The 20057-nt window shown below is 32.8% G+C and carries 19 protein-coding genes and 2 tRNA genes; 13 read left to right on the forward strand and 8 right to left on the reverse strand.

Annotated features, from left to right (window positions below; genetic code table 11):
* Positions 1 to 132 precede the first annotated feature (132 nt).
* Positions 133 to 204, reverse strand: a tRNA-Gln gene (locus IJE64_RS08055).
* 386 nt (positions 205 to 590) lie between these two features.
* On the opposite strand from IJE64_RS08055, the gene IJE64_RS08060 reads away from it, so the two are divergent.
* On the forward strand, positions 591 to 2042 hold the full coding sequence (locus tag IJE64_RS08060) for an ATP-binding protein (protein WP_292784534.1): 1452 nt from the start codon (positions 591 to 593) through the stop codon (positions 2040 to 2042).
* 113 nt (positions 2043 to 2155) lie between these two features.
* Here the strand turns inward: IJE64_RS08060 and IJE64_RS08065 are convergent, their stop codons facing one another.
* The gene (locus IJE64_RS08065) at positions 2156 to 4042 is read right to left on the reverse strand and encodes an SAP domain-containing protein (RefSeq protein WP_292784536.1); all 1887 of its coding nucleotides are present in this window, start codon (positions 4040 to 4042) and stop codon (positions 2156 to 2158) included.
* Positions 4043 to 5204: 1162 nt separating this feature from the next.
* On the opposite strand from IJE64_RS08065, the gene IJE64_RS08070 reads away from it, so the two are divergent.
* The 3 genes from IJE64_RS08070 to IJE64_RS08080 are packed head-to-tail and all read left to right on the forward strand — an operon-like array spanning position 5205 to position 7697.
* Entirely contained in the window at positions 5205 to 6146 is a 942-nt protein-coding gene (locus IJE64_RS08070; RefSeq protein ID WP_292784539.1) for an ABC transporter substrate-binding protein, read from the forward strand.
* Positions 6147 to 6176: 30 nt separating this feature from the next.
* Positions 6177 to 6929, forward strand: coding sequence for an ABC transporter permease (locus IJE64_RS08075; RefSeq protein ID WP_292784542.1), 753 nt, complete (start codon positions 6177 to 6179; stop codon positions 6927 to 6929).
* A gap of 9 nt (positions 6930 to 6938) precedes the next feature.
* Positions 6939 to 7697 (forward strand): ABC transporter ATP-binding protein, encoded by a 759-nt coding sequence (locus IJE64_RS08080; RefSeq protein WP_292784545.1) that lies wholly within the window; start codon positions 6939 to 6941, stop codon positions 7695 to 7697.
* A gap of 109 nt (positions 7698 to 7806) precedes the next feature.
* Here IJE64_RS08080 and IJE64_RS08085 read toward each other — a convergent pair whose 3' ends face one another.
* From IJE64_RS08085 to IJE64_RS08095, 3 genes are all read right to left on the reverse strand, one after another.
* Entirely contained in the window at positions 7807 to 8580 is a 774-nt protein-coding gene (locus tag IJE64_RS08085) for an MBL fold metallo-hydrolase (protein ID WP_292784548.1), read from the reverse strand.
* Positions 8570 to 9049 carry a bacterioferritin gene (locus IJE64_RS08090; protein ID WP_292784551.1) on the reverse strand — a complete coding sequence of 160 codons (480 nt, stop codon included), beginning with the start codon at positions 9047 to 9049 and terminating at the stop codon, positions 8570 to 8572. Before IJE64_RS08090 ends, IJE64_RS08085 begins: the two co-directional genes overlap by 11 nt.
* Before the next feature lie 79 nt (positions 9050 to 9128).
* Positions 9129 to 9578, reverse strand: a complete 450-nt coding sequence (locus tag IJE64_RS08095; RefSeq protein WP_292784554.1) for a MarR family winged helix-turn-helix transcriptional regulator — start codon at positions 9576 to 9578, stop codon at positions 9129 to 9131.
* A gap of 182 nt (positions 9579 to 9760) precedes the next feature.
* Between IJE64_RS08095 and IJE64_RS08100 the strand changes: the two genes are divergently transcribed.
* Positions 9761 to 10093 carry a multidrug efflux SMR transporter gene (locus IJE64_RS08100; protein WP_292784556.1) on the forward strand — a complete coding sequence of 111 codons (333 nt, stop codon included), beginning with the start codon at positions 9761 to 9763 and terminating at the stop codon, positions 10091 to 10093.
* A 122-nt stretch (positions 10094 to 10215) separates the two neighbouring features.
* Here the strand turns inward: IJE64_RS08100 and IJE64_RS08105 are convergent, their stop codons facing one another.
* Entirely contained in the window at positions 10216 to 10695 is a 480-nt protein-coding gene (locus IJE64_RS08105; RefSeq protein ID WP_292784558.1) for a hypothetical protein, read from the reverse strand.
* Between the two features lie 675 nt (positions 10696 to 11370).
* On the opposite strand from IJE64_RS08105, the gene IJE64_RS08110 reads away from it, so the two are divergent.
* From IJE64_RS08110 to IJE64_RS08145, 8 genes are all read left to right on the forward strand, one after another.
* Positions 11371 to 12831 carry a sodium-dependent transporter gene (locus IJE64_RS08110; RefSeq protein WP_292784560.1) on the forward strand — a complete coding sequence of 487 codons (1461 nt, stop codon included), beginning with the start codon at positions 11371 to 11373 and terminating at the stop codon, positions 12829 to 12831.
* Positions 12828 to 14282 (forward strand): sodium-dependent transporter, encoded by a 1455-nt coding sequence (locus tag IJE64_RS08115; protein WP_292784563.1) that lies wholly within the window; start codon positions 12828 to 12830, stop codon positions 14280 to 14282. The genes IJE64_RS08110 and IJE64_RS08115 overlap by 4 nt, the downstream gene beginning before the upstream one ends.
* Before the next feature lie 44 nt (positions 14283 to 14326).
* Positions 14327 to 14458, forward strand: a complete 132-nt coding sequence (locus tag IJE64_RS08120) for a hypothetical protein (RefSeq protein WP_292784566.1) — start codon at positions 14327 to 14329, stop codon at positions 14456 to 14458.
* Positions 14459 to 15089: 631 nt separating this feature from the next.
* Positions 15090 to 16217 (forward strand): MFS transporter, encoded by a 1128-nt coding sequence (locus IJE64_RS08125; protein WP_292784569.1) that lies wholly within the window; start codon positions 15090 to 15092, stop codon positions 16215 to 16217.
* Between the two features lie 147 nt (positions 16218 to 16364).
* Positions 16365 to 16438: transfer RNA gene (locus IJE64_RS08130), tRNA-Lys, on the forward strand.
* 128 nt (positions 16439 to 16566) lie between these two features.
* A complete protein-coding gene (locus tag IJE64_RS08135; RefSeq protein WP_292784572.1) occupies positions 16567 to 16851 on the forward strand; it encodes a hypothetical protein in 285 nt (94 codons plus the stop codon).
* Positions 16852 to 16853: 2 nt separating this feature from the next.
* Positions 16854 to 17126 (forward strand): hypothetical protein, encoded by a 273-nt coding sequence (locus IJE64_RS08140; RefSeq protein WP_292784575.1) that lies wholly within the window; start codon positions 16854 to 16856, stop codon positions 17124 to 17126.
* A 92-nt stretch (positions 17127 to 17218) separates the two neighbouring features.
* Positions 17219 to 18718 (forward strand): MFS transporter, encoded by a 1500-nt coding sequence (locus tag IJE64_RS08145; RefSeq protein WP_292784578.1) that lies wholly within the window; start codon positions 17219 to 17221, stop codon positions 18716 to 18718.
* Between the two features lie 188 nt (positions 18719 to 18906).
* On the opposite strand, the gene IJE64_RS08150 is transcribed toward IJE64_RS08145, so the two are convergent.
* Positions 18907 to 19287 carry a carboxypeptidase-like regulatory domain-containing protein gene (locus tag IJE64_RS08150; protein ID WP_292784580.1) on the reverse strand — a complete coding sequence of 127 codons (381 nt, stop codon included), beginning with the start codon at positions 19285 to 19287 and terminating at the stop codon, positions 18907 to 18909.
* Positions 19288 to 19329: 42 nt separating this feature from the next.
* Positions 19330 to 19896, reverse strand: a complete 567-nt coding sequence (locus IJE64_RS08155; RefSeq protein ID WP_292784582.1) for a DNA alkylation repair protein — start codon at positions 19894 to 19896, stop codon at positions 19330 to 19332.
* Positions 19897 to 20057: the final 161 nt, after the last annotated feature.

The raw sequence follows: 20057 nt of genomic DNA on the forward strand, positions 1-20057 counted from the left end.
ATAACAATCCTTAATAAAATATTATTTTCATAATCATTAAATTTATTGTTTATCCATAGAAGATTGAGCATTTGCTTCATGTCAGATTGGGACTGAAAAAAATGAAAAGATTAAAAAAAATTAGATAATTAAGAGTCCCGAACGGAGTCGAACCGCTGTCTCTGGGTCCAGGGCCCAGAAGGATTGCCACTACCCTACGGGATTATACCATTATTTTTAGAAATCATCATATATAAATCATGAATTCTAAAAAAAGTAGTGTAGAGAGAACAAAAGTTATACAACTATCGCATGAGTTTTCATGTAATAACCTCAATTATTTTAATTAATACTATTTTACTTTTTTAAATTATATATAAATAGCTATTTAATTAATTTAAAAAAACATCAACATTACCATCAATTCTTAAAATTTATATACTTACAAATGGAAAATAAGTCGTCTTTATTTTTTCACTATACTCCATTTGACTTATTTCTCCCTATCCTTTTTCTTATATATTTGGTCAGTTAACTGACCACACATTTATATACTATGCAGTCAAATATTTAACCAACAATGAGAATAAGTTCATGTGATGTGGTTTTATATGTATGAAAAAGAAGAAATTATTGAGGATTATATCAGAGAAGAATTATTTGATGTCCCTAACATTTTAAATAATGAATTGTCTTTAAACGGCATGAATTTCCAATTAAGAAAGGAATTTAATTTTATTAAAAGACATGTTGATGAGTTTCTAGAAAAAACAACCAATAACAGATATTTTGCACTTCCTGGTTTAAGAGGCGTAGGTAAAACAACACTACTGTATCAGACATATGAATATTTATACAAATCCAAAAATGTCAATCCTAACCAGATACTATTCATATCATGCGAAAACTTAAATGATATTGTTGATTTTAAAATCATTGATGTTGTAAAACAGTTCCTAAGCACTTATCACAACACTACCTTAAGACGATTAGACAAAAAGATTTTCCTGCTTATTGATGAGTCACAATATGACAAGAACTGGGCATTATCAGGTAAGCTAATATTCGATAAGACAAAAAACATTTTCATGATTTTTACAGGTTCGTCAGCCCTCAACCTCGAATATGATGCCAACTCAACAAGAAGACTGCTTAAGCAAAATATAACTCCACTGAACTATAATCAACATCTGAAACTAAAATATGGCTATGATGCAGCTGACGTTTCCACTTCCCTTAAAAAACTAATTTTTGAGGGTGATGTTGGTGATGCAATCACAACCGAACATGCTATCAATCAGGACTTGATTAATCTTGAAAACTACTCTACAACTGACTGGGATGAATATCTAAAATACGGCGGATTTCCAACTGCACTCTTTGAAGACAACCACAATATAATATGCAAAAACATCACAGACATGATTAAAAAAGTCATTTCACACGACATGGGAACCATCTCCTCCATAACCTCAGATAGCCAGACACACGCCAATCGTTTATTGAGGTTTTTGGCTCTTCAAAAACCTGGAGACATTTCACAGGAAAAGATGGGATCTTATCTTGGAACATCCAAAGGCAACATCCGAAATATCCTGGACATATTGAAAAAAACTCAACTGATATTTCACTGCGAACCTCATATTGCATCCGCTAAAAGGTCCATTAAATCATGGGAGTATTTCTTTGCAACATCAAGCATCAAACATATCTTAACATCATCAATCGGGAATCTTAATTCAAATAAGAAAGCATATCTTGGAGTCCTTCTTGAAAATCTTGTTGCATCAACCTTATTCTACTTAAGCCATGAAGATGGAAACTTTTTTAAATTGTATTATGATCCAGAAAGTGATGGCAATGTTGACTTTATTATCCAAAGGGAATTTCAAAGTCCAATTCCAATAGAAGTAAGTATGGGTAAAAAAACCAAAAAACAAGTTTCTTCTGCTATTGAACGTTATAATGCGAATTATGGTATTATAATATCAAATACAACAAAAACTATTAAAAAAAAGGACAATGTTATCTATTTGCCTCCTAAAACATTTTCCTTTTTATAATTTATTTTTTTTAACCTTAAAAAAGTAGCCCATACATAAGTAATAAAATTCTATCATTCTCATTTTTAAGCCATAGTTATGGTGAGTGAAAAATTCTTTAAGGGGATTTGAATTCACCTAGTATCTTTAAAGAAATCATTTCCTGCTTTTGAAATCATCTCATGTGCCATAATACAATCAGCAACATATATGGAATTATTTTCCTTTTCAGCTAGTTTTAAATGTTCTTGGAGATAATTAAAGACGAGTTCTATGAATTCACCATCATTGTTGTCCAAATATTTCACAAAGTCATTGAAATCAAATTTTTCCAAGAATGTATCATAAAAATCAATCCATTGGTTCCGCTGTAGAAATTCCTCACCGTCTAGGGTTACTATTGCTTTATCTAATCTGAAATCATCCAGAGGAATCTGATTTTCAGCTATCCTGTCAATGAGTTCCTGTTTTTTACCAGAAATTTTCAGATTGTTTTTTCTTAAAATATTTTTCAAATCCTTGATTGTCAATGAGTCATGAGCGAATTCATCCCAGTTATCATAATTAACTTCATCACTGATTAAGTCCTGCATAAACAGTTGTGATTCTACTGCATGCGGAGTCATTGATCCTTTCATTCCCGCTACTGCCATTGCAATCTTTAAGCTATTATGTTTTTTAAGTGACTTTAAGATTCTGAAGACATAAATGTCGTGGCTTATCGGATAGTCCTTTCCATAATATGTGTCATCAAGCTTGTATTTCTCATCATTAGACCCCCACATCATCTCGGCGACAGGATATGGTGAGTCAAGATTCAACCCAAGAGAATTTAAATCCAAATGCTCTCCATCAGGCAACAGCAATTCAGTTTCATCATAATCATCGGCCAGCTCAAGAAATCTGTTGGAAAACTCTTCATCATTATTCATGGCATTAACTATTAAGTTTTCAAATTCGCTTTCATCATCTGAGAGTATGGCATTGAAAATACTGGCACCCAACTCTTCATTAGCTCCTATCACATCAAAGAATTCTTTCATAATCTGCATATCTTCCCCATCAGCTTCAGGTGAATCTAAAAATTCCTGAAATCCTTCAAATAATATTGAATCAGACATTTCACCAAGAAGCAGAGCAGTTAATCTCTCATCGACATCATCATCTGTTATTTCTCCGGCTTCATATTCTGTGATTAATTGCTGTTTGATTTCCAAAGCCCTGTCATGAGATACTATTTCATTGTCAACTATTCCCTGCATAAACTCTGATAATCCTTCACCTTCACCGACAATTACATCATAACCCCATTTTTCCTGAGGCAGTTCCTCTTTCAATTCCAGTATCAGTTTTTCAAATTCGCTTTGATATTTAAAGAATAATTCGACAATATCTTTGAAATATTCTTCAGTCAGTTCCTTTCTCTCACCATACTTTCTTAAATCGTTTTCAAGCATATAGTGATAGATTACCTCTCCTGCATCAACAAGAATGGTTGAACAGATTCCCAAGTCATAATAATTAGACAACGGCAGCTCATGGGATATTTCTTCTCTTTTGTTGGATTTCACATCCCAGTCATTGAAATAAAAATCTATCCCACTTACTACAATATCATCACTCACTTTCCTTGCAAAGGAATAATCAATCAGCAATTCGACGATACTACGTGTGGGCTGTAAAATTCCAAAATCAGGTGCTGAAAAAATCATTTTACATATTTCATTGAAAAATATTTGTTTTCCTCTAAATTCAGGAAGAATATAACATTCTGTTAACATCAGTGTTGATTGATTATGCAGTTCAAATGTTGCAAAGCCTACGACTTTATTTTCATATAAGAGTTCATCAAAAGCAAAACACAGTTCATTTTCAAGACAATATTCTTCCTTATTCATTGATTCAGTAATGTAAGGATAATCATTGAGAATTTCTTCACTATCTATAAAATCAAAATCAGATTCTGCAGTAATCATTACAGGCATTCCATCTTCACGAATTACATAATTTGCTTTTGACATTTAATTCACAACCCCAAAGTATAATTAATATTCATTTCTATTTCCGAGTAGTATAAATAATTTTTTCAATACTTTTGATTGGTAACTATACAAAACCAGTTCATTCGTTTTAATACGAACAATTGTAACATTTATTTGCCAAAAAGTTCAGATTATTACTTGTAAAAATACAGCGAGAAAAGTAGTAACTATACAAAAATTTATATACTTACAAAAGGGTAATACATCAATTTTATTAATTCTATTTTTTAAAATTCCCCAATATAACTGTCAAACTTTACAGCATCCCCCTCATTATATTAGCCCATTTGTAATTTTATTTATATAAATAAGTAATGGAATTTAGGGGAATAGAAAAATAATTGATGAATGAAAATATTTAATTATCATAGGTTCTAGAAAAGGTAGTGTAGAGAGGCAAAAGTACTACAACTATCACATGAGTTTTCATATTAACCTCTCCAAAACATATAATTAGTTAATATTTTAAATTTCAAGTTATATATAATTAATAGATAGTTTTTTCTTTAATTCACTTGGATGACATTGACATTAACTGCAGGGTTTTGGATTTGATTTGATTTTTGGACTGCGATATATATGAACTAATTTTGGAAAGTTAGTTTTGAATATCAATATGTCGATGCAACAACTGCCAAAGCAGGATACCTCATCGAATACAATACAATACAATATTCTTTTTAATTGCTGTTCATTAGTTATATTATTTTTTGATGTTTTTACTTTAACTTTAGTTCCATCTAAACTCACATGATAATTCTTCTTTGCAAACTTTAATGTTGTTTTAAAAGCCTCATCGATTCAATCAGGATAATCGGCTTTAAATCCCAAAATGGTTCTGCAAACTGTCTTTTCATGCCGGCTAGGTACATATAAGCAATATAAGTTCTTGTTCTCCTTTCAATTTCACGGGAAGGAGTCTTCCATCAAACACTCATTAAAACTAGCCTAATCAACATTTCACGAGGATAAGCAGGTTCACCCGGCTTGTCACGAAACTTGAGATTTGTTTGAGAACAATCAATTTGGTCGGCCAAATTTTAATAAAAAAAACATGAAAAAATTATTTATTGAACAGAATACTAAATATACTTATTCTTTATAACTAAATAATATATGTTATTTTAGGAGTTGAAATATTATGTCAAAAAATAGAAAAATAATTAGGCTACTAATAGCTATAGCAGCTTTATTACTAATTATTTTTACATTATATGGTATGTCCAGTGATAATGAAGATACTGTTAAAATCGGATATCTACCTACAGATCACGATTCGGCATTATTTGTCGCAAATGCAACAGGAATGTTTGAAGATGCGGGAATTGATGTGGAACTACATGAATATAATAACGGCGGAGATTTGATGAGTGCAATGGCCAGTGGTGAGTTAGATGTGGGCTATGTTGGACTACCTCCCGTAATATATTCCATGACTAAAGGAGTGCCTATAAAAATTGTTGCAGGAGCTCAAAATGAGGGCAGCGGTTTGGTTTGCCAAAATTCATCAATCAATTCAACCTCTGATTTAAAAGACAAGATTGTGGCTACACCCGGTGAAGCATCAATACAAAGCGTATTATTAAAATATGATTTGAACAAAAGCGGACTAAACATTTCCGATATTGAAAGTCCCAGCATGAAGGTTTCCTCAATGAATGATGCATTAAGAACTGATAGTATCGATGCAATGTTAACATATGAACCTTATGTTACAATTTCACAGAAACTTAATAATAAAACTCTTCTGAAAAGTTCTGGAGATATTTTGCCCGATCATCCCTGCTGCGTTGTAGTGATGACTAAAAAATTTATATCAGAAAATCCTGATAAAGTAAAAAAAATTTTAGATGTCCACAAAAAAGCAACAGATAAAATAATAGAAAATCCTGAAGAAGCAGTGCAATATCTGCCCCCACATATTGTTCCTAATGCTGAAATTGAAAAAGAAAGTTTAGCACATATTAAATGGGTAAGTGATTTGAATGATACCTACAAGAAAAATGTGATTGAGTTTATGAATATTGAAAAAGATTTGGGAATAATTGATGAGACAATACCTCAAGAAAAGTTATTTATATAAAATTAAAAGATTATCAAAAAGGTTTTTAATATGACTAAATTTAGAGAAGAATATAAGCATGATATGTTAATATTACCTGTTATTATAATAATAATTTGGTATTTGGTTTGTGATTTTTTCCAGCTGGTTCCAAGTTACATGTTTCCTGGACTAGCAGATGTTGCAGCTTCATTTGTCAAGTTGGCTGTTTCAGGACAGCTTTTTAGAGATATCATTGATACACTCTATAAAGTATTGTTCGGTATGTTACTGGCATCAGTGGTTGGTATAACATTAGGCATAATATTAGGATGGTATAAACGATTAGAAAGAATATGTAGTTTAGTAGTTAGTGTTTTAAGACCTATTCCACCAATTGCATGGATTCCTTTTTCAATAATATGGTTCGGTATTGGAGTATGGCCAGCAATATTCATTATTTTCATGGGATGTGTATTCCCAATCCTGATTTCAACAATTGACGGAGTGCACAGAACAGATCCTGTTTTAATAGAAGCGGCAGAATCATTTGGAGCATCAAATTCACAGATGTTAACTGAAGTAGTCATACCATCAAGTTTGCCTTTTATTGTATCCGGACTTAAAGTAGCAATAGCTATTGCTTTAATGTGTACAATTTCCGGTGAGATGATTGGATCAAGTTCAGGTATAGGATATATGATTTTAACATCTACAAACCTATTTGATACAGGTTCAACAGTAGTTGGAATGTTAGTAATTGGAGTAATCGGTATAATTTTCGATTATGTCTTTACAAAGATACAGGAAAAAATATTCTGGTAAGGCGATAAAATGACATTTGAAATAGAAAATGTATCAAAAATTTTTGAATCAAAAGATAGTGGAGAAGAAGTAATCGCTCTAAAGGATATCAACCTTACTATTGAAACAGGAGCATTTGTATCATTTGTAGGTCCGTCAGGTTGCGGAAAAACAACTTTACTGCGTATAATAGAAGGTTTTGAAAATCCTACAGAAGGTACTGTTAAAGATGATGGAGAAATAGTGACAGGACCTTCCAACAAAAGAGGTTTTATATTCCAGAACTATTCTCTCTATCCATGGTTAAATATCCTTGATAATGTAATATTCGGATTAAATATCAATGGCAAATCTGAAAAAGAAAGTAAACAACGTGCAATGGAATACCTTGAGGCTTTTGGGCTAAAAGATTTTGCAGAAAGATATCCTAAGGAATTATCCGGAGGTATGAAACAGAGAGTTGCAATAATCCGGTCAATAATCAATGATTCTGATAGCATATTGATGGATGAATCATTTAGTGCATTAGATATACAGACAAGGCGTAAACTACAAAAAATAATTCTTAAAATTTGTAAAGAAAACAATAAGACAATCATTTTCGTTACGCATGATATTGAAGAAGCAGTATTCCTATCAGATAAAATTGTCATTCTATCTGCAAGACCTGGAATAATAAAAGAAATTGTTGAAGTTAAACTAGAACATCCGAGAGATAGGAATAATTCAGAATTTACTGAATTAGTATCTAAAATTACCGATGAAATTGGTGAATCAGAAGATGAGTGATTTTCTTAGAATAATTCCATTGAACTGCCAAGACTCCTGAAGTCTTAGATTCATGGATGTTAAACGAAATGAAACCCTTTAATGATATAAAAAATAGAAAAGAAAGTATTTATGGATAAATACTTTCTGGAGGATTTTCCAAATCAATGACTTTTTTATTTTCCAGGTTTTCATGACCTAATGGAGTATGTGTGGACAGATATACAGTAGGATTGTTTTTAATGAATTCCCTGACATTGTCTAAGGTTTCCCTTGCCTTTGCAACATCTTCAAAAACAATTGACAGCTTATTTTCATACAAAGCCTCATCAGTATAGGTTACATCACCGTGAATCATGTAAAACAGCCCGTCATCTTCTGCAATGACAATGCTATTTCCTGTTGTATGACCAACAGCTTCAATAAGATATACTCCATCAACTATCTTTTCTGATTTTTCAAAGTTATGATATGATCCATCCTTGAACTCAACAGGAACAATGTTGTCTCCTGTAAGGTCCATCTCTTCAGCTTCTGTTTTTGAAATATATACATTGGCATTTGGAAACTGCCTTAACTCGCCTGTGTGATCAGCGTGTTTATGGGTAATCAGAATCTTTGTTATGTCTTCTGGCTTATATCCCACTTTGTTGAGTGCGGTCAGATAGTCGCTGATTCTCTCCCCCATTGACAGAGGAGTGTTTTCATCCACTTCCATCTGCGGCGCTTCACTCGGCATGTCGGTATCTACAAGGATTACTTCATCGCCTGTGTCGATAAGATAGTTCTGAATGCTTGAGCGGTATTTTACTGAATCGTCAAGACCGTCCATTCCTTCTCCGCCAAATGCGAAAGTTTGCTTCATGAAACCGTTTTCATATGTTTTGATAGCTTTAATTTCCATTTTGATCATTGATTAACAGTTGTGTTAGATAATTCTGTTTTCCAATCATTTTGCAGAGGTCCAGTTGTTGTTCTGACCAGTACATGTCTTCCTCTTCATCTTTGAGATATATTTTCATTAGATCATAGGTTGTTGCATCCAATATTCCGGATTCCATTACATCATTTAAATAGGCAATTCCTTCAACGGATACGTTGTAGTCATGTTCGATGAATTCTACAATGTCTGTAAATACTGGTGCTTCTGGTGCTGCTTCCTGTTTGAGTTCGCCTCCTAAATCAAGGATGCGGTCCATGAACTGTTCGACGAAATCCAGCTCTTCGGTTGCATGGGCTGCGTATTTGTCTCCAAGAGACTGGAAGCCTAGGCCTGCAAATATTTTTGATTGGATTCTGTGTCCGAATGAATTTGCAGCAAGACCAGTTACTAAAAATTGTAAAAATTCAATTGTTTTTTCTTTATCTGACATAATTTATCACCTAAAACATTAATGACTTAATAGTCTTAAGTCTTAATTTTAAGGTTTATCTGAAATAATATATAAAAGTTTAGTATGAATTAATAGCCAATTGAGAATAATCGTATAGCATTTTTTTGAATTTTTCAACATCTTCTGGAGAATAATTTTCAAAGAATTTGGCTTCGCCTTCATAAGCTTCTTTTAGTAATTTGAAATAAATTTCCTTTCCTTTTTCTGTTAAATTTAAAATTCTGCGGCTTTTGTTTTTCTCATCAACATCCCGTTTTACCAATCCATTTTTTTCAAGTCTCTTAATTATTTGGGCGATATTTGATTCACTTACAAACAATAACTCTGCCAAATCCTTTTGAGAACAGTTCTGATTGTAGAAAATATTAGCAAGATATGTAAAGTCATAAGGAGTGATATCTTCATGATTCTTTTTTAGATAGTACTTAAAATGCAAATTAATGTAGTCAATGTAGAGCAAAGCAGGCGTAAACATTATTCTTTCATGATCAAAATTTAAATCTGCCATTTTTCAATCCACCTCAATATAACTATTGGACTTTTATAAATTTAAAATATGACATTAACATCAGCAATTCGGGATTTGAAACTTGATTTGAATATACCATTGAAAAGAAGTTGATGGATGTTTTAACCAAAATATATATTTGTTAAAAAGAAAAAAATTTTATAGAATAGGAGTTATCTAAAATGAATAATATAATTTTTCTTATACTCGCCATTTTATTTGAAACAAGTGCTACAACACTATTAAAAGTCTCTAACGGTTTTAGCAAACTTTTACCCACTATTGCATCAATCATACTATATATGCTTTCATTTTATTGCCTTAGCAACTGCTTAAAAACAGTGCCAATAGGAATTGCTTATGCCATTTGGTCAGCATTAGGAATAGTACTTGTGACCCTTGTTGGCATTATTGCCTTTAAACAAACACCTGATTGGGCTGCAATCATTGGGCTTTCATTAATCATTATTGGAGTGGGAGTGCTGAATTTATTCTCAAATGTTACTATTCACTAAAATAACATTAACATATCAGATTTGAAACTTGCTTTGGAAAACCCTGCAGTTGTTTTCCATTTGAATCTGATATTGGACTGGAATATTAGGAACCTATCTATAATATTCCCATAAATTCTTTTTTAATTGAATCTTTCAAAAACAATACCTGCCCATACATAGGACAGTTCAAACAAAATAAAGCAAACAAATATCCAAAAATCAAATACGCCACAAACAGCAAGCAAAAATATAACAATCTTCATCACAAAACGGTATTCAAAAAATAAATTTAAAAACTTGTCTTCAGTCCTATTTGGAATTAGTTCATGACCTATTTCATCACTAATAACTGCTAAAATACAAATCAGCAAAATAACTAAACTCAAATTAGGAATTCCTACAGCCAACAGAACTGCTAAAAAAACAATCATAGTGATTACATGATGAATCCCATCTACTTTTAAAACTATGAAAGTGCCTATTAAGATAGAAATGAATACATATGCTGCATCACTATTGTAAACTGTAGCTACAACAGAGGCAATAGCACAAAAAATGCCAAAAAATGTTGAAAAAGTCAGATTATGGTTAACATCATATAAATCATCCGAATATTTCATGAAAAAACCGGACAGAATAAAAAGAAAAGCAAGAATAATATAATTCATCTAATCACTACTAATTTAAAGTTTTTATCAATAATAATATATAATTTATTATTTTATAAATATTTAAGGCTTTTTCTAAAACTTGTGATTAATCGTGATGTCAATGTCACTATCCACATCCCTAAAGAAGGATTAAAAATCGCCAGAACGACTGTGCAATAAAATTATTAAAAAATTGAAGAAATTGATTTATATATTGGACTAGAATATTTGAACCAGTCATTTGAAATTAATACTATGCAAATAGTAGATATGAAAATATAGTAAAAAAAACTTTAAAAATATGCATATTAGTAAAAAAAAACTTTAAAAACAATATGTATATTAGTAAAATAGTACAATAATATATATGTATATTTTTATTGTTTGCTTTTTACTATTAGTTGGCTCTTATTTTGTTTATGGCAAACTAATTGAACTAAAAGTAGGTATTGATGAAAGCAAACAAACGCCAGCATGGCGTCGATTATATGCATTATCTTGACTTAGATGATTTCTAGTCTAGTTTTTAAATATTGCAGATTTGGAATCTATATTTGGAGTTATTCGGATGCATTGTTGTTATCACAACAATTATTACAACTGCAGTATCTCAAAAGATATGGAAAAAATGAATAAGATGAAAATATGGTAGAAAAAACACAATGGAAATCCTCATCAGCATTTATCCTTGCAATGATTGGTGCTGCAGTGGGATTAGGCAATATCTGGCGTTTCAGTTATGTAGTATACTCAAATGGAGGAGGATCATTTTTCATTCCATATCTAATTGCAATAGCCATCATGGGAATACCCTTTTTAATTTTAGAATACGGCATGGGATTCAGTTTTAAGGACTCTTTTTCAAACACGTTAAAACGTATTAATCCAAAACTTGAATATATCTCCTGGATACTGCTTTTATTTGTTTTTATAGTGGTACTCTATTATATGGTAATATTAAGTTGGGATTTAGTGTATTTAGGTTCAAGTTTCACTTTTCAGTGGGGAAGCGATGCTGCATTATACTTTGTTGACAGTGTTGGTGGAAGTTCCAATTTAAGCGATGCAAGTTTTCTTCTGATTCCGACTACAGTCTGCACATTAATTATGTGGATTACATTATGGTTTGTATCCCACAGGGATTTAAATGACGGAATAGGCAAACTTTCAAAAATCTTAATTCCTACCCTTTTTGTCTTTATGGCAATAATTGTAATATACGCCCTAACTCTTCCAGGTGCTAATATCGGTATCGAGACATTGATAACCCCAGATTGGACAAAATTGCTGGACATTAACATATGGCTTGCGGCGTTTTCCCAAATCATATTCTCTTTAAGTATGGGAGAAGCCATAGCTTTTACATATGCAAGTTATCTACCTGAAAAATCTAAATTAAATGACAATGTTTTACTGGTAGTGCTTGCAAATTCCGTATTTGAGATTTTCACCGCCTTTGGTATTTTTTCAATTTTAGGACATATGTCATTTATAACTGGAACGCCAATGGTTCAACTTGTCAGTAAAGGAACAGGATTAATATTCATTGTATTTCCAATGATTTTCAATATTATGGGTCTTGCCGGACGCATATTAGCTCCATTATTGTTTATAGCAATATTGTTTGCTGGAATTTCATCAGCAGTTGCTATATTTGAACCTATGGTAAGTTCAATTGAAAACAAATTAGACTGGACCCGTAAGAAAACTGTGACTGTTTTATCCGTAATTGGATGCTTATTATCTTTAATATTTACAACAGGCATCAGCAGTTATCTTGTTGGCGTTGTTGACGTATTTGTTAATGAATTTGGAGTTTTACTGTTAATCGCAATTCAATGTATCATTTTCACATGGATATATGATGTGGATTCGCTGATACCAATATTAAACGAAAACAGCAGATTTAAAGTTGGAAAGACCTGGAAATTCATCATTAAATATGTTTTACCATTTGTCTTGATTATCATGTGGTTAATCGGAATTATTCATTTATTCGAAGATGCAGATTCCTTTGAAATTACAGTAGACATAATTATAATGGCCGTTGTTCTTGTATTCGGCGTAATTTTTACAAAAATTAAACCTAAAGGAGAACTAAAATGAATCAGAATTCACAATGGGGTTCGGTATTCACTTTCATTCTTGCAATGATTGGCCTTACAATTGGAATAGGAAACATCTGGCGTTTCAGCTATGTGTTGTATTCCAATGGAGGAGGCTCATTTTTCATACCTTACGTAATTGCAATTTTAGTCATGGGAATTCCATTTCTGATCTTAGAGTATGGACTTGGGTTTAGCTTTAAGAAGAGTTTTTCTAATTTAATGCATAGCATTCGTCCGGAATTTGAAATCATTGCATGGATGTTGGTTCTATTCGTATTTATCGTTGTTATTTATTACATGATTATCTTAGGGTGGGATTTTGCATATTTCTTAAACAGTTTTACTTTCGGATGGGGAAATGACCCATCATCCTTTTTTACAAGTTATGTCGGAGGAAGCTCAAACTTAGCGTCCGCCGCCACAATAATATTCCCTACCTTGATTTGCACATTAATGTTATGGATAATCTTTTGGGTAGTCTCCATTAGAGGAGTGGATAAAGGGATTGGCAGGATATCAACCGTCCTGATTCCAATATTATTTACAATCATGATATTGATCTTTGTTTATGCGTTCACATTGCCCGGATTCAATACTGGAATAAATACATTACTCACTCCGGACTGGTCGGCACTTTTCAATATTAATGTTTGGCTTGCGGCATTTGGGCAAACTATATTCTCTTTAAGCATCGGTCAGGCCATGGTATATACATATGCAAGCTACCTGCCCAAAAATTCAAAGCTGGTTGACGAAGTATTGTTTGTAGTCATTGCAAACTCATTATATGAGATTTTCATAGCTTTCGGAGTATTTTCAATACTCGGATACATGTCATTAACATCATCAATACCTATGAATGAACTAATCAGTGAAGGCACTAGCCTAATATTTATCATATTTCCACAAATATTCAATGCAATGGGGCCAATTGGACATGTTATCGCCCCATTATTATTCATATCAATATTATTTGCTGGATTTACTTCTTCTTTTGCACTATTTGAACCTTTACTTTCATCATTGTGCGATAAATTTGGATGGAGCAGAAAAAAAGGAGTTACAATCCTTACAATGGTTGCATGCATAGGTACTGTCATTTATTCTACAGGAATCAGCAGCTATTTAGTGGAAATCGTGGACGAATTTGTAAATAATTTCGGAATATTGATTCTTATAGGCATCCAGGCAATAATATTCGGATGGTTTTATGGAGTTGAAAAGGTCATGCCTTCGCTTAATGAATTTTCAACCTTTAAAGTTGGAAAGACCTGGATTTTCACACTAAAATATTTATTGCCTGTTCTTTTAATTGGAATTTGGGTATTTGGACTCGTAAAATTATTCAATGATGCAAACTCACTTAAAATAACAGTTGATATAATTATCACAATTATTGTTGTTGGACTTTCAGTGCTATTTACTAAAAGGAACAGTAAAAACACATGATTTAAGAACAAAATTTATTACTCTAAAATGAAGCATTTAATCAAATGGATAAAATCGATGAAAACATTGACCTTGTCGCTAAAATTACTGCATCAATGGATTCTGATAAAAAAATTGAACTAATGGAGAAAACATATGGGGATTCTGAAAAGACCCCTGAAATGAAAATCCAATAGGTTAAACACAAAGTTAGTTGGGGAAGATATTTCTTTAAATTTTAATACCTCATTTATTAACTTAAATTTGATAATTAACATGTAAAACCTAAATCATATACTTCCCCTATAATAATCAGAATATGTTCTCTAATCTTAAAAATAAACTCACCGACGATAAAAGATTCTGATATTATTTTCAATATTGTTTATTTTTAATATCGCATTTTGTAACATTCATAACTAAGCTAGAAAGCAATATTCCTGACATTATTAAAACACTTCGGAAGTTTCCGTAATTCCTCCTTACTTTCAAAAAAATAGAAAAAATTTATAGCTATGAAGAATATACAAATTAATAGAATTCAAAATTTATGATATTTTTGGATTCTAAAATTTAATGCGATTTTTAGTCCTATGGTGTAATGGCAATCATACGAGTCTCTGGAACTTGTGACTCCGGTTCGACTCCGGATAGGACTACTTCCTTTATTTTTTTTTGGTGGAAATCTTTTTAGTAATGACTTTCAAACATTCGTTTTGAAATATTCCGCGAATATATCTCTGCATAAAATTTAAAAATAATTTTATATTATATAATAATATTGCACTCCATTGAGGGAGATTTCAAGGCTTAAAAGGAAGATAAGACATGACTAGGAAAATTACTTTGAGTTTATTTTTAATGGCTTTCTCATTGTCAACATTTTTAAGTATTGCTGGCATAATTCCCCTAATTTCAGGGCATTTTAACGTTCCAATAACTATGGCGAGTCTATTTGTCGCTTTATTTGCATTGATATTAAGTGTTACTGGTTTATTTCTACCGTCTTATTTTTCCAAATATGAAAGAAAGAGATTTTTCACTGTTTGTTTGTCAGTTTTCATATTAAGCAGTTTCCTACAGATTTTCATCGACAATTTTTATCTTGCTTTATTCATTAGGTTATTGCCTGCATTCTTCTATTCATCAGCAATCAGTATTGCTTTAACAATAATGGGAGAATTAGACCCAGATAATGTGAATAAAATTGTTTTAGGTGTCTCTGCAGGTTCTATACTAGGATTGTCAATATCCACCCAAGTCGGTGTGACCTTCGGATATCCCTTTGTAAACGTATGGCTATTTTTGGTTAATGTTTTGGCTTTGGTTGGAATTTGCTTATTGTTTCCTAAAATGGAAGGCCACCCAAGCAATCCAATTAAAAACTTCGGTTTTGCAAAAGAAAAACGTTTTATAGTATCTTTACTTTTCACCATATTTATTGGAGTTGCAATAAGTATGATCTATAATTATTTTTCCGTCGTATTGTCAGTTCTGACTAAGGTTCCCGTTGACTCCATATCAACATTTTTATTCGCAAATGGCATAGCGGCTGTTTTTGGAACAAGCCTCTTTGGATATTTCATTGGCAAAAGGAATAATCTTCCAATTGCAATTTATCCCATCGTTTTTGCAATCATTGTTATTTTGTTAGGCCTTGGAATCGAAGTGCCTGGTTATACATTCGTATTATTAATCATTTTCGGCCTGCTGGACGGTTCAATGCATACAATTTCCCAATATTGGCTGAGTTCATCAATAAGGGAAGCGCCGGAATTTGCAAATGGAGCATACCTATTCATCAACAACATGAACAGAGCCATTGGAATATTTATTGGTGGAATCTTTGTTGATTCAGGATCAGGGCTTTTGCTGCTCATCACATCAGTGACATGTTTCATTTTAGCATGTCCGACAGCATTATACAGAATTAGGAAATTTCCGAATTTGAAATGAAAAAAAGAATGATAAATGTAAATGGAGCCATGTGTAATTAATAGCTACTATTTTTCTATTAAGTTTTTGTGCATGCAACAAAAACAAAATAGTTAAATATGGTAAATGATAAAGTTAATGTTAAATTTTTATAAAAATTTTTCAATGGGGCCCGTAGCTCAGTCTGGCAGAGCGCTTGGCTCTTAACCTTGTTGTCGCGGGTTCAATCCCCGTCGGGCCCATTTCTTATTTTTACAAAACTTCGGTTTAATGAATTAAAATAATAGATATAAATATTTTGTTAAATATACTATTCATATTTGTCACTAAAGTAATTTTGGTGATAATTAATTATACTGGTGGAAAAAGCATGTTAGAAGAATATTTACCATTCATGTGGTTAATAATTTTTGGAAATATTGAAAACCTGATTTTGTCTTCACAGGGTGTCGTTAAGGGAGTGGACCCTAAAGTATTGGGCGGTTTGAGTATAATCATTGTGATAATCTGGCAGGTGATAGGTGTTATTTTGACTGATGCCGCAATGCAATATTCAAATGTCATTAACTTCATCGGAGGACTTGCAATATTCATATTAGGTATTCAGGCAGTTTATGGAGCAGTGAAAAACATCAAAGCAAAAGGTGGTGCATAATCATGGTTGACTTAAAAGATTACGCTCAATTCTCCACTTTGCTCATTTTTGGAAACATTGAAAACCTGATTCTGGCGTCACAAGGTGCCACAGCTCATGTGAATCCATATATCCTTCTGCTGTTAAGCTTAATTGCTGTTGTAATATGGCTTTTAATAGGAACATATGGAACTAAAATGGCTATTAAATATGCTGACTACATCGAAATAGTTGGTGGAGTGGCTATTATCCTTTTAGGTATTGAATCAATGCTTGAAGGCATGGGAATAATTTAATCAAATAAATTTAAATAATTATAAATATAAATTTACAAAATGATTAATATTGGAGGATTAAAAAATATGAATGAAACAATTAAGGAACACTCTTGGATTCCTTACTTCTTGTTTGCTTTGCTTCTTTTATTATAGCTTTGGATACTACATTCATGAACGTTAGTATTTCTTCAGTTGTTGCTGATTTGAATACTGATGTGAGCACCATTCAATCAATTTCATCATTTTATACTCTCATCACTGCTGCGTTCATGCTCTTAAGTACCAAGCTTCAGGACATAGTTGGTAAAAAGAAACTGTTCTTAATCGGTGCTGCGCTTTATGGTGTCGGTACCTTGACTGCGGCATTAAGTCAGAACACTTTAATGTTATTTGCAGGATGGGCAGTGCTTGAAGGTCTTGGTGGAGCATTAATGACACCTATCGCCGTTTCCATAATAAGCGGAACTTATCATGGTGACAAACGTACCTTTGCTCTGGCAATTGAGAGTGCGCTGGTTGCAATTGCTGCCGCTATCGGCCCTCTTTTCGGTGGGGTTGTGACAACATATTTCACTTGGAGATTAGGATTTGCTGTGGAATTTGTAATCGTTCTGATTATTTTTGCACTGCAGAGCAAAATACCTTATTTCGAAGCGACAGGATCCAAAAGCGAATTGGACATTACAGGCGCCATAGTTTCATTTGTAGGTCTTGTTCTGTTCGTTATCGGTATTTTGATGCTGACTGATGATACCACTTTCAGCATATCTGCAATGATTGTTGGCCTAATTGTCCTGGCAGTCTTTGCATTGTTTGAAATCAAAAGGAAAAGAAAAGGCAACGTGCCGTTGCTTGATGTTGAATTATTAAAAGACAGAAATTTGCGTGTCGGTACTGCAATTAGGCTATTGGTTAATCTTGCAATGGGCGGAACATTGTTTGCGGTTTCCGTGTATCTGCAAAGCGTATTGGCCTTATCTGCATTCAATACAGGTTTGACTTTGCTTCCGATGACTTTAGGTTTGCTTCTCTTTGCAGTGGCGGCCCCAAGATTATCCGCAAAGCTGAATCACAAGTTACTCATGTCAATAGGATGTATAGTAACAATCATCGGATGTCTTATTTTAAGCAAGCAGTTTACAATGGATACAACAATGCTGGATTTAATGCCGGGAATGTTCGTATTGGGCGCAGGACTTGGTTTTGTAATGGCTTTAGGCGTGGACATTGCATTGAGCAATATTTCTGAAGAAGGTCAGAATAACGCTTCAGGTATTGTTACAACCGGTCAGACATTAGGTCAGTCAATGGGTACAGCGATTATAGGGGTAATTCTAATTCTTGGTGCTATTGGAGGCATTAATGATGCAGTCGATACCTATGCACCGGAATATTCATCAGATGATGCATACCATCAAGGCGTCTATGATTACTTCCAATCAATAGGCAGTATAAACGATGTTAAAGCAGAGAACAGCACTGTTCAGAGTATTGTAAATACTATCGTTAAGGATTCTATGGAATTCGTAATGTATGTAACGGCCGCCCTGATGGCAGCCATTTTTGTTCTGACATTGCGGCTGACGGACAAAAAAATTAAAAAACCATGAGAGTTTATCTCTCATCCCCTTCTTTTTTTAATGTTTGATATTAGATTTTTTATAAGAGCTGTAAATTCAATTCTTTCTTCAAACTAGGCTATAATTTGAAAAAGTTTATCATTAAAATAATAATAAAAAAAGATAGATGAAACTTTTCATCTATAACTTGTAACCATATTCAGTTTGTTCGACACTGATTACTTTGCCGTTACCGTTACGTTACCCTCATAAGTGCAACCCAAGTATTTGCCGTCACCTTCAAATGCGAATCCGCTGTAACAATTACCCTCACCGGCATCAGGAAGATATTCTGCATTGCTAATCGTGAATTCACCGTTCTCATCAGTCATTACCTCTATCACTGTACCATCAGGTTTATGGCAAGTAACTGTTTTATTGGCTACACCCTGACCGTATGAATCCATCAACATCCCTGAAAAGGACCCGTTTTCAACTACTTGAGTTTCATTGACTATAATGAAAGTAGCAACATCATTATTGTATTGATATAGAAAAACACCAATGCAGACAACGAAAGCTAAAAGCAAAGCTATCAACATATAACTTTTTCTTTCCATTCAATCACCTTACTACTATATTGGAGTAAATCTAAAATAAAGTTAACTTTTTTGATTGAATTTACTTTGAACTTTTTCGCTTTCAAGTTCCCGAATGGCTCCGCGTGCAACCCATTTGCTTGCCTTATTATCCATATCAAGAATTTCATAAGCAAGTCCGATTGCTTTTTTGTTATTTTCAGCATTAGATTTGCCTATTTGCCTTAACGCCCAAATAACAGCTTTCTTAACAAAATTTCTATTGTCTTTTGAACCTTCTTTAATTATTCCAAAATACTTATCAAAACTAGAATCTTTGCTGTGAACGGCCATAACTGCAATTAAGCTAAAAGCTGTTCTCTTAACAAATTCCTTATCTGATTCACACCAGATGAAAATATTATCAATGGCTTCTGGAATGAATCTGAAAAGATTAATGCAAGCCTGATTAACCAAATCCCATGAATAGAATGCATTGACCCATTCATTTAGTTGATTTGAATCAACCTTTTCATTCTCTTCAACCATTGTTGCTAAAAGATAGGTTTCATGATAACCCCAATCCCAAAGCTTTAATGTCAATTCGTGATTTTTACCGCATTTTTTCCCATTTTTCTGATTTGCAGCAATCTAAGCCCATAACTTTTAACTTGAACCACCTCACCTTATGAAGGCGAGGATTCCTAGATTTTTCTTCACTTAATGGGACAATTAAGTATTTTTCTAGGCAAACCCCGATGAACCAGCGGTTTAACAATTAATTAAAATCAATACTATTTTTAATTTATTGA

It is taken from the genome of Methanobrevibacter sp. (genome assembly GCF_017409525.1).
Lineage (GTDB): Archaea > Methanobacteriota > Methanobacteria > Methanobacteriales > Methanobacteriaceae > Methanocatella.

Bases quoted from the DNA above. Each gene is read 5' to 3' on its own strand.
- IJE64_RS08060 (WP_292784534.1), top strand. From the start codon at position 591: ATGTATGAAAAAGAAGAAATTATTGAGGATTATATCAGAGAAGAATTA.
- IJE64_RS08065 (WP_292784536.1), bottom strand. From the start codon at position 4,042: ATGTCAAAAGCAAATTATGTAATTCGTGAAGATGGAATGCCTGTAATG.
- IJE64_RS08070 (WP_292784539.1), top strand. From the start codon at position 5,205: ATGTCAAAAAATAGAAAAATAATTAGGCTACTAATAGCTATAGCAGCT.
- IJE64_RS08075 (WP_292784542.1), top strand. From the start codon at position 6,177: ATGACTAAATTTAGAGAAGAATATAAGCATGATATGTTAATATTACCT.
- IJE64_RS08080 (WP_292784545.1), top strand. From the start codon at position 6,939: ATGACATTTGAAATAGAAAATGTATCAAAAATTTTTGAATCAAAAGAT.
- IJE64_RS08085 (WP_292784548.1), bottom strand. From the start codon at position 8,580: ATGGAAATTAAAGCTATCAAAACATATGAAAACGGTTTCATGAAGCAA.
- IJE64_RS08090 (WP_292784551.1), bottom strand. From the start codon at position 9,049: ATGTCAGATAAAGAAAAAACAATTGAATTTTTACAATTTTTAGTAACT.
- IJE64_RS08095 (WP_292784554.1), bottom strand. From the start codon at position 9,578: ATGGCAGATTTAAATTTTGATCATGAAAGAATAATGTTTACGCCTGCT.
- IJE64_RS08100 (WP_292784556.1), top strand. From the start codon at position 9,761: ATGAATAATATAATTTTTCTTATACTCGCCATTTTATTTGAAACAAGT.
- IJE64_RS08105 (WP_292784558.1), bottom strand. From the start codon at position 10,695: ATGAAATATTCGGATGATTTATATGATGTTAACCATAATCTGACTTTT.
- IJE64_RS08110 (WP_292784560.1), top strand. From the start codon at position 11,371: ATGGTAGAAAAAACACAATGGAAATCCTCATCAGCATTTATCCTTGCA.
- IJE64_RS08115 (WP_292784563.1), top strand. From the start codon at position 12,828: ATGAATCAGAATTCACAATGGGGTTCGGTATTCACTTTCATTCTTGCA.
- IJE64_RS08120 (WP_292784566.1), top strand. From the start codon at position 14,327: ATGGATAAAATCGATGAAAACATTGACCTTGTCGCTAAAATTACTGCA.
- IJE64_RS08125 (WP_292784569.1), top strand. From the start codon at position 15,090: ATGACTAGGAAAATTACTTTGAGTTTATTTTTAATGGCTTTCTCATTG.
- IJE64_RS08135 (WP_292784572.1), top strand. From the start codon at position 16,567: ATGTTAGAAGAATATTTACCATTCATGTGGTTAATAATTTTTGGAAAT.
- IJE64_RS08140 (WP_292784575.1), top strand. From the start codon at position 16,854: ATGGTTGACTTAAAAGATTACGCTCAATTCTCCACTTTGCTCATTTTT.
- IJE64_RS08150 (WP_292784580.1), bottom strand. From the start codon at position 19,287: ATGGAAAGAAAAAGTTATATGTTGATAGCTTTGCTTTTAGCTTTCGTT.